This window comes from Paenibacillus sp. NRS-1760 (genome assembly GCF_050467785.1).
Classification (GTDB): Bacteria; Bacillota; Bacilli; order Paenibacillales; family Paenibacillaceae; genus Pristimantibacillus.
The window spans coordinates 138,329-152,037 of sequence record NZ_JBITPK010000015.1 but is presented as its reverse complement, the minus strand read 5'-3'; the positions used below and the strand labels follow the sequence as shown (position 1 = coordinate 152,037).

Here is a 13,709-nt window from a genome sequence, read left to right as displayed (position 1 = left end):
CTTACATTTTAGCGATAACTAGACAAATCTATTTCATCTAATAAACGATTAATAGCGTGAATTACAGCATCTGGTCTATGAATATGAATAGAGTGCCAACTATCCTCGACTATAATCTGATTCGTGCGCTTGGTCAAATTTGTTAGCTTCCGCTGCACCTGCTGCCATTCCTCATTCTGCTTCCCTGCGCTTAATACGATGACAGGCAAATCCTGCTTAAGCGGCTCGGCAGCTGCTACTTGCAGGCTGCTTTCCGTCGTGCTGAGCAGCTCAGCATAGACAGCCCTATACGCGCTTGCCTTGTAGCCTAATGCGCGAACTGGCGCCAGCCATTCTTCCGGCAAACGCTTAGAGCCGATATGCTGCTTCAGCCATCTCGGTATGCCAAGCGGCGATAGCATATAGCCTAGTCTATATTGGGAACGGTGGCTAAACAGCTGTTTTTGCCGGCCAGCGGTTGTTTGCTCCGGCAGATATCGGCTCTCGTGCGTCGCATCTACAAGCACAAGGCCGCATACTTCCTCAGGATAGCGCGAGGCAAACAACCTCATAATCATCCCGCCATAGGAATGGCCAACTAGCAAATAAGGCGGGGCCGCGCCAAGCGTTCTCAGCAGCGACCGCAAATCATCAACATAAGCGCTACAAGTAGGGTGATCGAGCACTTCTGAGCTCCAGCCAAATCCTGCGCGATCATAAGTAATCACGTTCGCCTTCGTCGAAAGCGCCGGAGCAACGAGTGCCCAATCCAGCGAGCAACCGCCCATCCCCGCTTCTAAAATAATCGTTGGCGAACCATGACCCGTGACGGTAACATGCAGCTTGCGTGAGCCGATGTCGGCATGCCACCCCGTAGGTTTATGTTTTTTTTGCTCATAGACCGTTATCAAATACTGTACGATTAACAGTGGAAATCCGACAAGTGAGAGGATAAGTCGAATACTACGATCAAAACGGGATATTTTCATCATACAAACGACCTTGCCTTTCTCCAATTATTTAGCCCGTTGCTTCGATAGATTCCAAGATTGCCACTTGTTATGCTTATGGGCCTTATCCTGAAGCTTATTTATTACTCCGTTCAACCCCTTCAACTCCGGATGCTTCACTTGCAGCTTTAGCAGCGCCGGCGCCGCATCTGTGGACAGCGTACCGAGATAAGCCATATCAATCTTACCTGTTCGTTCGTAGCGATCACCATTGTTCTCAGCAATTCGCGCATCTATGTTGATATAGTTCATCACAACAAATGCAATAATAGATATGCATATATAAACCTTGCCCATTGAGAAATGCTCTTTCCATATACGCAGTAATGCAATGACGAGCAAAATGCCCAGATAAATCATAAAGCCATGAACGAGTAGTCTTGTCTGCGTGAAGCCGTAGGCCTCCTCGTACAAAGAGAGCCTGCTGTAAGCGGAGATAAGCATAATGATTGTACAGCCTATCAACAAGGTAAGAGACAGCTTGCGAATCCACTCCGCTGCTGCGCTAGTGCGCCGAATGAGATGCAAACCGCACATAAGCAAGCAAACGTTAATGAGTGCAACCATAATTAATTCCGCAAAACCTCTGCGTGCATATTCGGCATACGCAGCTCCCTCAGGCAGCAGGCCGTTTGCCGCTCCGAACAAATAGGAGAACTGAATGATAACAAACAGCACGTAAACGATATTAATACTGACAAGCAGCGTCCCAGCAGTGATGGGATCAAATTCGATACGTCCGTTTGGCTGTATTGCAGCACCCGGCGTGTCTGTCGGTAAGTCTTTTGCTTTATCTGTCGCCTTATTAAAGAGCAATCCCCATATGTAGCAAAAAGCATAAAAGGCGAATACTGCTGCTACGACTATGCGCCAGATGCTCTCCCCTAAAGAGAAACGATCCATGACGCCCGGAATCTCAAGCAGCCAAGATAGGAAAATTTCATCCGCTGTAGCAAGCAGCGCAATAACGACAATAAGGATAGGTGCGGACAGGAGCAGCCCTAGCGATATTTTGCCAAGCTTGCTTCTCGCCGAGTTCTCACCTTTCTCTTTTCCTCTCAAACGATCATTAACCAGGTTAAACGGCACGCCTATAAAAGCAAACGGCTTAATTAAAGCCAGAAATAATAGCTCTGTATAAAATACGCCTCGGTACCACGGCTTCACACTGCTGCTCGTCATAAGCACCGTCTGAGAAATGATCAATGCAAACAATGCAAACATATTCAGCTGACGGAACAGACCGTTATCATATAGCGCATAAGTCAGCGTTAATAAAAAGATTGGAATGAGCAGCAGCCAGCCAGATCGTGCTTGACCTTGCCATTTCTCAAAGCCCCCCATCCTCCCCTTTATGGAATAGAAAAACAACCCATAAAAGCTGGCAATGAACACGATAACCGAAATGCCTGCGGCTGCTCCTACGAACAAATATTGACTGACTAGACCAAACAGAAGGGCAAGAATAAGCATTTTCTCATACCTTTTTTGCCATGGTGCTGGATCTCTCATTTTTCACTCACTCCATCTTTAAACTGGATTTGTTAATTTACTCCTTTTATTGTAACCTAGAAAACAAGAACAAAAAGTGTAAGTTATAATTGGAAAATTTCATATTTTCGAGTTAGGAGTAATTTGCATGAAAATCCGCAGGCATTATCTCGCGCTTAGGCGCTCATATCCGAGTATTCAAGAGAATATCCCCTTCGAGGTTACAACACAGGAGCTCGCAAATTTGCTCGATTGCACACATCGGAATATGGTACTTTTATTGAAGCGTATGCAACAGGAAGAGTGGTTGGTGTGGGAGCCAAAGCGGGGACGCGGCAATCGCTCTGCCCTCTCCTTCCTCGTCAGCAAGGAACAAGTCGCGCTGGAGGAAGCGCAAGAAATGATGCAAAAGCAGGATTTGCATTCGGCGCTTGAGCTTCTCCAGCAAATCGAAGAAGCGCCTTTGCTGCGCGACCAGTTTCAAGAATGGCTCTCTGGTCAATTCGGATTTCATTCGGAGGTGCAGGGCAAGCGGCGCACAGATATTTTGCGCTTCCCGCTTCCGCAGACGATCTATTCGCTAGATCCGGCAGCTATCCATTACACGGGCGAGTCCCACCTCGTTAATCAAATATTTGACGGGCTCGTTCGCATCGATCCGAGGGGCGAACAGATTTTGCCGCAGCTTGCCCATGCGTGGGAGGTGGATGAATCGCGTACGCGCTGGACTTTCTATTTGCGCAAGGGCGTTCTGTTCCATCATGGACGTGAGCTGGATTCATCAGACGTCAAATATTCGCTTGAACGACTTAAGCGGCTTGCACCGCAAGGGCTCTACAGCTGGGCTTACACCAACATCATTTCTATGGATACACCGGATGACACAACCATTCGCATTCAATTATCCGAGCGCAACGAAGCTTTTCTCTCTTTTTTGACAACTAATCGCGCCTCTATCGTGCCTCAAGATGCTTGTTCGGCAGCTGGCGAGCAATTTGGCAGCAAACCGATTGGTACAGGCCCGTTTAGATTCACCGGAAATGATCAAGGCGTCTGGATATTGGAAGCTTTTGCAGCCTATTTCCGCGGCAGAGCTTTCCTCGACCGTGTAGAAGTGTGGACCGTTGCCGAGGAGTCAACACGCGAAAACCACGCTGAGCTGCAATCGTTTCAAATTATGCACAACGCAAGACTAACGGATATGGCAGCTGAACGATGGCAGCAGGTTAGACAGTCTGGCATGACCTGTAAATTCATCACAGTTAATGAACAAAAGCACGGCTTGCTGGCAAACCCCGCCATACGAGCGGCAATTAACCTCGCTATCGAGCGAACAGAGCTTTTGCAGCTGCTATCCGGTGATGTCATTGAAGGGGTTAACAGCTTCTGGCTGAACCAGATTGATGAAACGCAGGATGCAGTCCCCATTGATTGGAGCGTAATCAAGCAAGCGCTTGACAGCTCCGGCTATCAAGGCGAGCCGCTGGTACTCGCTACGATTCCGCAGTATGCAGCGGATGCAGAGATCATTCAGAAGGTATATGCGAAATCAGGCATTCCGCTGCAAATTAATCTCATTCCTGCAGAGCAGTTTAAGGGAACAGCGCGCATGTCCGCTGATCTGCTGCTTTTCGCTGTCATGCTGGACGAGCATCGCGAGCTGAGACTAATTGATTTGTACAAAAGCATGCAGCAGCATGCGCTTCCCGAGGTTCATGATATGCTCGAGCACAGCATCCAGATGATATTGGGCGAACCGGATCGAGCACGCCGAGAAGCGATATTCATAGACATCGAGGCTCAGCTCAAAGCCAGGCACAGCTTGTTTTTCCTCTACCGTAAACATTTGAAAACCGCGTTCCACCCTTCCGTGCGCGGCATTTCATTGGAATCGCTGGGCTGGGTACGCTTCCGCGATATTTGGTTTACTTAAAAATATTTGGAATGGAAAAAAGGTCCAAATTCAACGTGCAGAATGAATGGTCCGAGTGTTATGGCTGCATACTGTGATTAGGAGGGAAAATATAATGCGCTTGTTCGTGGCTATACCTGTATCACCATCTGTGTCCAAAGAGCTGGAAAGCTGGGCACAAGATCATAAACATACGCTGCCTTTCCGTAAATGGACGCATCCGAGCGATTACCATATTACGCTTCAGTTTCTAGGCGACACTTCGGCTGCTCAGCTTGAAGAGCTGGCAGCCGCTCTAAAAAAAGTAAGAGCAAATGCATTTTCTTTAACTTGGAGCGGAATCGGAACCTTTGGCCCGCCCGCTGCTCCACGCGTTCTATGGGGTGCCGTTAGCGGAGACTTAAAGGGGCTGTCCGCTCTTCACGAGGGGATTATTCGGGCAACAAGTTCAGTGGGCTTCGTTCCAGAAGATCGTCCCTACGCGCCGCATATCACGCTTGCCAAAGGATTCGCTGACGCTAATCGAATGCCGATTGAAGCAGCGACGTCTATTGCCTCATCGTTCAGCTGGGAAATCGATCAGTTTGTGCTTATGCTCACCCATATGAACAAGTCCCCTATGTACGAGATCATCGATCGTTTTCCGTTACATAAGCATGAATGAGGCTTAACCGCTGTCAAAATAAAAATGATTCCGCTGAGCGGCTATCCAGCTATCCGACGTGCGCAGCGTCCAGCCGCTCTTTTCTGCGTGAGCCTATCTCCTAATTCTATTAAGCCCCAGCAACCCGCTTCGTTACCCCCCTGCTTTTTATTAATTAACCTCAGCTTTTGCAGCCTATACCGCATCAGACTAGTCGGAAGAACGTATTAATAGTAAAATTAATGAAAAGAAAAAATTGGATGTGATGGTTTGTGAATGGATTTGGATTCGGCCCTCCAGGCGGAGGAATCATGTTTACGATTGTTCCTCTATTTATAATGATCGTATTCGTGCTCGTTATTGGCGGCATTATTTTTAGCATTGTTAAATATTTCAAAAATTCGACCGCGCCAAAAGAAACGACTTACGCGCGCGTTGTAGCCAAGCGCATGGACGTTCGCCATCATACGAATCACCATAATCACGACGGAGTGGGGCATACCAGCAATTCATCCCGTACGTATTATTACATCACGCTTGAATTCGATAATGGCACTCGCAAGGAATATGTAGACGTCAAAAATTTGTACGGCTTGGTTGTTGAAGGTGACACAGGTTATGCGGCAGTCCAAGGGGATTGGATCGTTGCTTTTGAACGAAATAGCAATATAAATAGCTCTATTTAAGAAGAGAAAAAGCGCTTGTCCCGTAAATGCATACGGGCAGCGCTTTTTTGTGTGTTAGATGGATTGGAGCTTAACCAATTTGAAATCGCCGCAGCGGCTCTCTGGAGCAGTCGAGCACGAATAGCTCAATAGGCTGCTGACATCAAGCAGCGTTAAGCGACAGCCATGCTTGGCCCCAGTATCAATGGCGAGCCGTCGATTTCCTTGCCATATGGCTCCAGGGGAAGAAGCATCCAGCTTGAACGTTGGCGTATGGCCAAAAATAATGGTGTACGACTGCGCCTCGTCCGAATCAGGCAAAGGCGTATAAATAAACTCGTCGCGAATTTCCGTTAGGTCCTTCTTTTTTTGCTCATGCAGAGGGACACCTGGCCGAATGCCTGCATGAACGAATAAATACTGGCCGACTACCACATATAATGAAAGCTTGTGCAGCCATTCTTTCGTTTCCGGGTGAAGCGCACTGCTGGACTCAGCGGATGCAAGAAGCCGCAGCTCCTGATTTCCGAGCAATGCCTGTGCACCTTCGTTGATAAGCTGGTGAATCGTATCTAGCGTGCCCCATGTAGCGGGTCTATCGGCATCGATGTAGTCGCCCAGCAAAATAAGCCGATCATGGTGCGGGTTATAAGCTGCTTCTTGAAGCAAAAGCAGCAGTTCTTCTTCATAACCGTGTATATCTGCAATGGCTAAAAGACGCGAGTCTGTTTTTGTTGGATTATACAAATGAATCGACTACCTTTCTTCCTCATTCGGGTAAATGAAAGCAGAGCGAATGGCTAGCTTTATCGTTACATGCTCGCCAGCCTCTAACGGGACTGCGAGCACTAAATATACCTTCTGTCCGCAGCTCGTTTGTGCAACTGCACGCCAGCGATTGCCTTCAAAGGTGCAATGAAGCACTTGAAGCTGAATCGTATTGTCTGTCCGCTCCTGCGGTGAAGCTAATGAAAGCACGGCTGCGGCGTCTCTTCGCTCGATGACCTCAGCTTCCTCAGGACGGAACATAATAATTGCCTGCGAATGATCACTTAGGTTCTGCTGCTCTGGCGCGAGCAAACCGTGAATGATCGATGAGCCGATGCGAACAGCGCTGCCGCTGTCTCCGTTTATGACCTCGCCGCGCAAACCGTTGATTGCTCCAAGCAAAGAAGCTGCCCAGCGGCTGGCCGGACGCGTGAAGCATTGCTGCGGCGTGCCCATCTGATCAATTTGCCCGTTGCGCAAAATAAGCAGCCGATCGGCCATAGCGAAGGCTTCCTCCGGGTCATGGGTAACATGGAAAACGCTCATGCCTAATTGGCGGAATAAATACGCCATCTCGGTGCGCATTTCTACGCGCAGCCGCATATCAAGGTTGGAGAGCGGCTCATCGAGCAGCATCAGCTTCGGCCTAGTAGCAATTGCCCTCGCAATAGCGACCCGCTGCTGCTGACCGCCAGAGAGCTGCGGCGGCAGCCTGCGCTCAAGCCCTTCAAGATGTAGCATCGCCAGCAGCTCCTGAACGCGCTGCTGAATATCCGCTCGAGCCATCTTGCTTCTATGCAGCCCATAAGCGATGTTATCGAATACATTCATATGCGGCCACAGCGCATAGTCCTGAAACACCATGTTAACCCCGCGTTTCTCAGGGGGCATCATGATAGACGGAGAGGCGATAATCTCATCGCCCAGCTTAAGCTGGCCGCCGTCCGGCTTCGATAAGCCGGCGACGAGCTGGAGCAGCGTCGACTTGCCGCAGCCTGACGGTCCAAGCACGCTAATAATCTCGCCTTCGCGCATGTCGAAAGAAATTCCTTTAAGCGCTTGAAACAATCCGTAGCTTTTCATTAAACCAGATGCTGCAAGCAGCGGTTTGGGAGCGGCTGGCTTAGGCTCATTTGCCTCGTCATACCTTTGCTGAATCGCTGTCGATGTCATGTATTTGCCTCCTTGCGGCGGAGCATGAGCTCAACCGCCAAAATAATCATAATAACGATAAATGATCCAACGACGGTTGCCGCAGAAGCATAACCAAAATCCAAATCCTCGAATGCCTTGTTGATCGTAACGGGCAGCGTGAGGAAGTTTGGCGGGAACAGGATCGAATTCACCGCTAAGTCAAACACACTGGAGCCAAATGCAGCAAGGCCCGCAGAGAGCAAAGCGCCGCGTATTAAAGGGACAAGTATGAAACGGACGCGGCTTGCGAGCGTACCGCCTTGCAGCTGCGCGGCAGTAAGCAGGCTAAGCGGCACTTTCGCCATTGCGCCGACCATCAATCTCGTAATGACGGGAATAGCGCCGGCGATAGCGGCAAGCACAAGAATCCAAGGCGTTCCGTACAGGAGCAAGCCGATCGAATCGAGCCATTTTTGATTCCAAACGAAAATATACCCAATGCCCAGCACGACGCCGGGAACAGCAAGCGTGACGACAGAGAACACCTCAATCGTCCGTTTAAATTTGAACTGTGAATAGGTTAAGACATAAGCGACGCACAGTCCGAATAATAGGCCAAGCAGAGCAGCGACTCCAGCGATCATTAAGGAATGGGACAAACCCTTCAGCAGCGTGCTTGAGCTATGGAACAATTCCCTGTAATGCTCCAAGGTGAGATTCGCTAGCTTCATACCGCCTGACTGTGTTTTGAATATGGACATCAGCACGTTTGCGCCTATCGGAATGCCGATGACTACAGCAAGAAATAACAAGTTTAGTGTGGTAAGAAGCACAGCAAACTTTCCAGCCGGCTTCGGTACAGACCGCTGCGCCCGAGCCGATAAGAAATCAAAGCGTGAGCGACGCATCGCATAAAATTGGACGAACATCGCAATGCCGATTAACAATACGAGATAAAAGGACAGAACGCCTGCCATATCGAATCGTATGGGCGATGTGTAGATTGCCGAGTAAATAGAGTAAGGCAGTGTCGGAAAACGATAAACAGCGGCAATCGATGCAGGAAGCCCGAAATCGCCGATTGTATCCATAAAGACAAGCGCTGCTCCAGCCCAAACAGCTGGCATAAGCAGAGGCGCTTGGATCGTACGCCATACCGTGAAAGCAGATGCTCCGGATAGGCGAGCTGCGTGAGACAGCTGATCAACCTTCCACTCCATCGCCGCATGAACACTCAAATAAGCGAATGGGAATTTGCTTAAAGTCATAATAAAAATAAGTCCAGCAGGCTGAAAAACAGCGCTCGTAACCCAGTGCCAGCCGAGCAGGTTAACAGCGATGCCGCCTCCGGCAGCAAACAGCACCCAGCCCTGCGCTAAAATAAACGAAGGCGTAATAATGAGCAGCCAAACGGAGGCATCCAGCAGCTTAGCTGTTGGAAATGACCAGTTGGCGCGTATCGTTGCCAGCACACCGCCGAGAATCGTAGCGAGCACCGTCGTTCCAAGTCCAAGCACGACGGAATTTTCGAGTGATTTTTGCCATAAGGGACGCTTGAATATTTCGAGCAGCAGCGCAAGATCCCCGAGTTGCCAATTGCCGAAGAAAACCCCAGGCAGCAGTACTTGAATAATAACTGCCACCAAGGGATATAAGACGAGGATGAATAGGATGATACTGACAAACCATCCTAACCGATCCTTCATAAAAGTTTGCATCGTTTACTTAACGGACTGGTCGGCGAACCATTGCTTGATTGCCGCTTCATTTTCAGATGCCCAGGAAGCGTCGGCTGCAACGAGCTTCGCATCGGCTGCGCGATCTTGCTTGGCATTTACGCCGTTTACGGAAGGCTGGAAATAACTCTCGTCGCCTTGATCAATTAAAGCTTGCTGCGTTTTTGGATCGAGCAGAAATTCGATAAACGCTTTAGCTGCATTCGGATTTTTGGTATCCTTCTGAATCGCAGCTACCCGAACGGATGCGGGAGCACCTTCTGCCGGCCAAATAATTTCGATAGGCTCGTTATCGTTTTTCATCGCATAGGCATTGCTCTCTTGCAGTGCTGCGATCGAGATTTCACCAGCGGCGAGCGCTTTGACAACGTTTGGATTTTTGGGATATACACGAAGCCCATTGTCCATCAAAGAGCTAAAGAACGTTTGTCCGCCGTCGTTTGTCTTTTCTTTAAAAAACCAAGAAACAAAAGGATAAGCCGGAGCTGCGATCGCTGGGTCAGCCATGCCGATCATGTTCTTGTACTTCGCATTCGAGAAGTCCTCCCATGATTTTGGCGCATCCTCCGCCTTCACTTTGTCCTTGTTATACACGATAACTCCCGCAGCATGTGCGCCTGTAGGAACATACCATTGCTTCTCAGGCACAAAAGCTTTGGCAAAGTCAGTTAGATTAGCGACGTTATTCGGCGACCAGCCTTCAAGCAGTTGACCGCTTGCCCCTAGACCATAAATGGAAGGCATCGCATCCAGCCAAATGACATCCCAATGTGGATTGCCTTTCTCTGCTTCAACGCGGGACATAATTTCTGCTCCGTTGCCCGCAACGACCTCCAGCTTGTAGCCGGTAGCTTCCTCAAATAATGGAGCAATAATGCTGTCAAAATCGTTCAAGTATACAGTAAGCGTTCCTTTATCCTCCGTGGCAGCTGTTTCTGTCGCTTGCGCTTCTTCGGTAGGAGCCGTCGTTTGTGTATTTCCGGCATTTGCTGCCCCTTTATTCGTATTTCCGGCATTTCCGTTGCCGCATGCAGCAGTTAGTGCCATCAGTCCAGCTAGCAAAACGGTTCCAAGCCAGCGTTTCCCATTCGTTTTCATCGTTTTGATTTCCCTCCACTATCTGTTTTGCTTACCTCCTAACTTTAGCAACGGTTTGTCAGATGATTGTTAACGTAATGTCGAGATATTATGAAATATAATCGATAGATATTGATATACATATAGATTTAATCTATATTAATAGGCAAAAAGCGAGGGAGTGAGCACGGGATGAATGTACAGCAGCTGCATGTGTTCATGGAGGTATGCAGCGGTCGAACGCTCGCAGAAGCTGCAGATAAGCTGGGGCTTAAGCAGCCGACAATCAGCTTTCATCTCAAAAGGCTTGAGGAGGAGCTTGGCGTGGAGCTGTTCCGCAAGCACTCGCGGAGCCTTCAGCCAAGTGAAGCTGCTGTGGATCTGCTCCCCTATGCGAGGCGAATCGTTTTCCTTATGGAAGAAGCTAGACTTGCCATGCTGGAGCGCCGTGAACAAGGGGAAGGCCGTTTGAGGCTGGGGGCGAGCTATACGCCAGCAACCTATGTGATGCCGCCGCACTTTGCTTCCTACCGCAAGCTGTATCCAAAAGTAAGCCTCATGCTGACCGTGAAACAAGCAGCTTCTGTGCTTGCGATGCTGCGCAGCTATGAGATCGATATAGGCATCGTCTCTCTTGGCAAATCGCTGGAAGAAGGCCTTATTATACAGCCGTTAGTCGCTGATGAGCTGAAGCTGCTGCTTGCGCCGGAGCATCCGTTAGCTAACCAAGCGCAAGTAGAGGTCGAAGAGCTGAGACATGAAACATTTCTGCTGCATGAGGTTGGCTCCACTTCGCGTACCTTGTCCGATGATTGGGCAGCCGGGGCTGGCTTGCAATGGGAAAGTGTTATGGAGCTGGGTGCGATCGAAACGATCAAGGAAGCTCTAAAATGCAATATGGGTGTTGGCATCCTGCCGCGCCGAAGCGTCATCCGAGAAATCGAAGCCGGCGAGCTCGTTATGCGCGATCTGCCTCAGTATGTAAACCAGCGGCATATTTGTTTGGCTTACCGCAACGAGGATCAGCTGTCTCCACATGTCAGATCGTTTATTGAATTTGTACGGCATACCTTCGCTGCACATGGTAAGCTGTAAATAACGAATATACGGAGGTGGCTTGGATGAGCGATATGACAGGAAAGGTCGTAGCAGTAACTGGCGCCAATTCCGGCATGGGGCTTGCGACAACGGTCGAGCTTGCGAAGCAAGGGGCGCATGTCGTGATGATATGCCGCAGCAAGGAGCGCGGCGAGCGCGCACTTGAACAAGCGCGCAGCCAAAGCGGCAGAAGCGATATTGTCCTCATGACCTGCGATTTGGGCTCGTTTGCCAGCATTCGCACTTTCACTGCTGCATTTAAGCAGAAATATAGCCAGCTTGATGTGTTGATCAACAATGCAGGGGTTGTCGCCTTGAAACGAAGCATAACCTCGGATGGATTTGAATCGCAAATCGGCATCAACCATTTGGGTCATTTTTTGCTGACTAACGAGCTGCTTGACCTTCTTCAACGTGCTCCGCAAGGGAGAATTATCAATGTATCGTCTGGTGCCCATAAGGCCGGAAGAATACATTTTGACGATCCGAACCTAACAAGGGGCTATAATGTCGCAAAAGGTTATGCGCAATCGAAGCTCGCGAATATTTTATTCACGAATGAGCTGGCAAAACGTCTCGCAGGTACGAGGGTGACGGTTAACAGTCTTCATCCCGGGGCGGTAGCGACCAATATTGGCGTAGATCGCAAGAGCGGCTTCGGTAAGACGGTGCATAAGCTGCTCAAGCCTTTTTTCAGAACGCCGCTTGAAGGGGCAAAGACGGCAATTTATTTAGCATCCAGCGATGAAGCGGCAAATCTGACCGGCCAATATTTTATCGACAGCAAAAGCGTTCAAACGGCAAGCAAAGCGAGCAATCCCGAGCTTGCGGCCAAGCTTTGGGCATGGAGCGAGCAGCAGGTCAAACTTACATAATACGTGCCTAATTAGCAGCACTATTCCATCAGCGCACGGGATAAACTGAAAATCCATCAACTTATGGAGTCTGCAGAATGCTCAGCATGGCACTTCCAGCTCATTTCTTTAGATGAGCGCGCAGCTGTAAATTAACAGGAGCTTTTCCAGATAAATTAAAAATAGCAGGAAAAGCTCCTGCTATTCGCTATTTGTGGTGGAAGCATCCCCATGAGGATATGTTCAGCATTCGAAAAAATTTATAAAAGATTCCCTAGCGGACGCAGTCAAAGTGAACCTTTATCTGCCATTACTTCGCTCAAATGTTCAAAGCTGTAACAGGAGAAACCATTCTTTCCTATTTAACATAAATTCGAATGAATAATGCTTGTAAGCTGCTAAAGAAATCTCGAGCTTCAGCTCTATGACACCGGCCGTCAATGGCATATGTGGAATCAAATTATATTTCAAAATCCCTTTTATATTAAGAACCAATAAATAAAAAAAGCAACCGCCTTGCCCCCAAAAGGTGACAAGACGATTGCTCAATGTCCTGCTATTTATGGCATTCGAAAGGTTTCGGACAAGCTCTGCAATATTCTGCCGAAGACATTTCATAATAGAAGCAGCAGGTTTTGCGGATATCAGGCAGCTCACTCATCGTGTCTATATTCGTTTTGCTCATAAACTTCTTAAACGGATTGCGGCGTTCTCCGAATAAGCTTGCTGGTGCAGTCTGCGTTATAAACGTGAAATCCTCATGAAGTCGTTGTAAGATAACCGGATTCGTTTCTTCCTCTAGTCCGTCCTCATAAAGCGGAGCAATTCGAACCATCGCATTCTCCCATAAGATCACTATAGGTATTCCGCCAACCATAGATAAAGCACGAAATAATGGAGAAATATGCTCTGCAAAAAGTTCTCTTATTACCTGATCCCGCCACTCTTTCCGCTCCCCAGCTACCGGTTCCGTAACGCTTGGTTCTTCAAAGCTTAAATTAGGAAACTTGGATTTCGTCACATTGAACTCGCTGTCGCTAGGTGAAACCAAGCGGCAATTGTCCAACGTCATGGTCAAATTCTTGTTGTATACCGTCATCGCATACAGAACAGGAGCAACGACTAGATAAGCATATCGCTTCGCGAGCATCGACGCAGTTACTCTTCTTGATGGCGAAGCTATTTCGCTCCCTAGCCGATCCAGATAGGTTTCGCATAGCTCCTTATTCAATAAATTTCTTGAATAAATGGAGCGATCAGCGGAGTCGGTATTATTTTCATAAGAGAAGTTATATCTGCTTTTTAAATTGCCCCACTCCGACTTTGAAAGCGTTGCTGACAT

General features: G+C 48.6%; 12 protein-coding genes. 5 read left to right on the top strand and 7 right to left on the bottom strand.

The window, feature by feature from the left end:
• Positions 1–8 precede the first annotated feature (8 nt).
• Together ACIFSR_RS24475 and ACIFSR_RS24470 are read right to left on the bottom strand one after the other, a co-directional pair.
• Positions 9–995, bottom strand: coding sequence for an alpha/beta fold hydrolase (locus ACIFSR_RS24475; RefSeq protein ID WP_430060668.1), 987 nt, complete (start codon positions 993–995; stop codon positions 9–11).
• Positions 996–2,501 carry a DUF4153 domain-containing protein gene (locus ACIFSR_RS24470; RefSeq protein WP_430060665.1) on the bottom strand — a complete coding sequence of 502 codons (1,506 nt, stop codon included), beginning with the start codon at positions 2,499–2,501 and terminating at the stop codon, positions 996–998.
• Between the two features lie 127 nt (positions 2,502–2,628).
• On the opposite strand from ACIFSR_RS24470, the gene ACIFSR_RS24465 reads away from it, so the two are divergent.
• The 3 genes from ACIFSR_RS24465 to ACIFSR_RS24455 all read left to right on the top strand — a co-directional run bounded on the left by ACIFSR_RS24465 (position 2,629) and on the right by ACIFSR_RS24455 (position 5,721).
• Positions 2,629–4,413: an ABC transporter substrate-binding protein gene (locus tag ACIFSR_RS24465; protein WP_430060662.1), complete on the top strand. Its 1,785-nt coding sequence runs from the start codon at positions 2,629–2,631 to the stop codon at positions 4,411–4,413.
• Positions 4,414–4,507: 94 nt separating this feature from the next.
• Positions 4,508–5,056: an RNA 2',3'-cyclic phosphodiesterase gene (thpR, locus tag ACIFSR_RS24460; protein ID WP_430060659.1), complete on the top strand. Its 549-nt coding sequence runs from the start codon at positions 4,508–4,510 to the stop codon at positions 5,054–5,056.
• 290 nt (positions 5,057–5,346) lie between these two features.
• Complete coding sequence (locus ACIFSR_RS24455) at positions 5,347–5,721, top strand: DUF2500 domain-containing protein (RefSeq protein WP_339205169.1); 375 nt, start codon at positions 5,347–5,349, stop codon at positions 5,719–5,721.
• Between the two features lie 54 nt (positions 5,722–5,775).
• Here the strand turns inward: ACIFSR_RS24455 and ACIFSR_RS24450 are convergent, their stop codons facing one another.
• Genes ACIFSR_RS24450 through ACIFSR_RS24435 form a run of 4 tightly spaced genes read right to left on the bottom strand, consistent with a single transcriptional unit; the run spans position 5,776 to position 10,436 of the window.
• Positions 5,776–6,447 (bottom strand): metallophosphoesterase, encoded by a 672-nt coding sequence (locus ACIFSR_RS24450; RefSeq protein WP_430060656.1) that lies wholly within the window; start codon positions 6,445–6,447, stop codon positions 5,776–5,778.
• A gap of 9 nt (positions 6,448–6,456) precedes the next feature.
• The gene (locus ACIFSR_RS24445) at positions 6,457–7,641 is read right to left on the bottom strand and encodes an ABC transporter ATP-binding protein (protein ID WP_430060653.1); all 1,185 of its coding nucleotides are present in this window, start codon (positions 7,639–7,641) and stop codon (positions 6,457–6,459) included.
• Positions 7,638–9,308 carry an ABC transporter permease gene (locus ACIFSR_RS24440; protein WP_430060650.1) on the bottom strand — a complete coding sequence of 557 codons (1,671 nt, stop codon included), beginning with the start codon at positions 9,306–9,308 and terminating at the stop codon, positions 7,638–7,640. The genes ACIFSR_RS24445 and ACIFSR_RS24440 overlap by 4 nt, the downstream gene beginning before the upstream one ends.
• A gap of 15 nt (positions 9,309–9,323) precedes the next feature.
• Positions 9,324–10,436: an extracellular solute-binding protein gene (locus tag ACIFSR_RS24435; protein WP_339205172.1), complete on the bottom strand. Its 1,113-nt coding sequence runs from the start codon at positions 10,434–10,436 to the stop codon at positions 9,324–9,326.
• 171 nt (positions 10,437–10,607) lie between these two features.
• On the opposite strand from ACIFSR_RS24435, the gene ACIFSR_RS24430 reads away from it, so the two are divergent.
• Together ACIFSR_RS24430 and ACIFSR_RS24425 are read left to right on the top strand one after the other, a co-directional pair.
• Positions 10,608–11,510: a LysR substrate-binding domain-containing protein gene (locus tag ACIFSR_RS24430; RefSeq protein WP_430060647.1), complete on the top strand. Its 903-nt coding sequence runs from the start codon at positions 10,608–10,610 to the stop codon at positions 11,508–11,510.
• A 35-nt stretch (positions 11,511–11,545) separates the two neighbouring features.
• A complete protein-coding gene (locus tag ACIFSR_RS24425; protein ID WP_430060713.1) occupies positions 11,546–12,388 on the top strand; it encodes an SDR family oxidoreductase in 843 nt (280 codons plus the stop codon).
• A 535-nt stretch (positions 12,389–12,923) separates the two neighbouring features.
• Here the strand turns inward: ACIFSR_RS24425 and ACIFSR_RS24420 are convergent.
• Positions 12,924–13,709 carry an IucA/IucC family C-terminal-domain containing protein gene (locus ACIFSR_RS24420; RefSeq protein ID WP_430060644.1) on the bottom strand — a complete coding sequence of 262 codons (786 nt, stop codon included), beginning with the start codon at positions 13,707–13,709 and terminating at the stop codon, positions 12,924–12,926.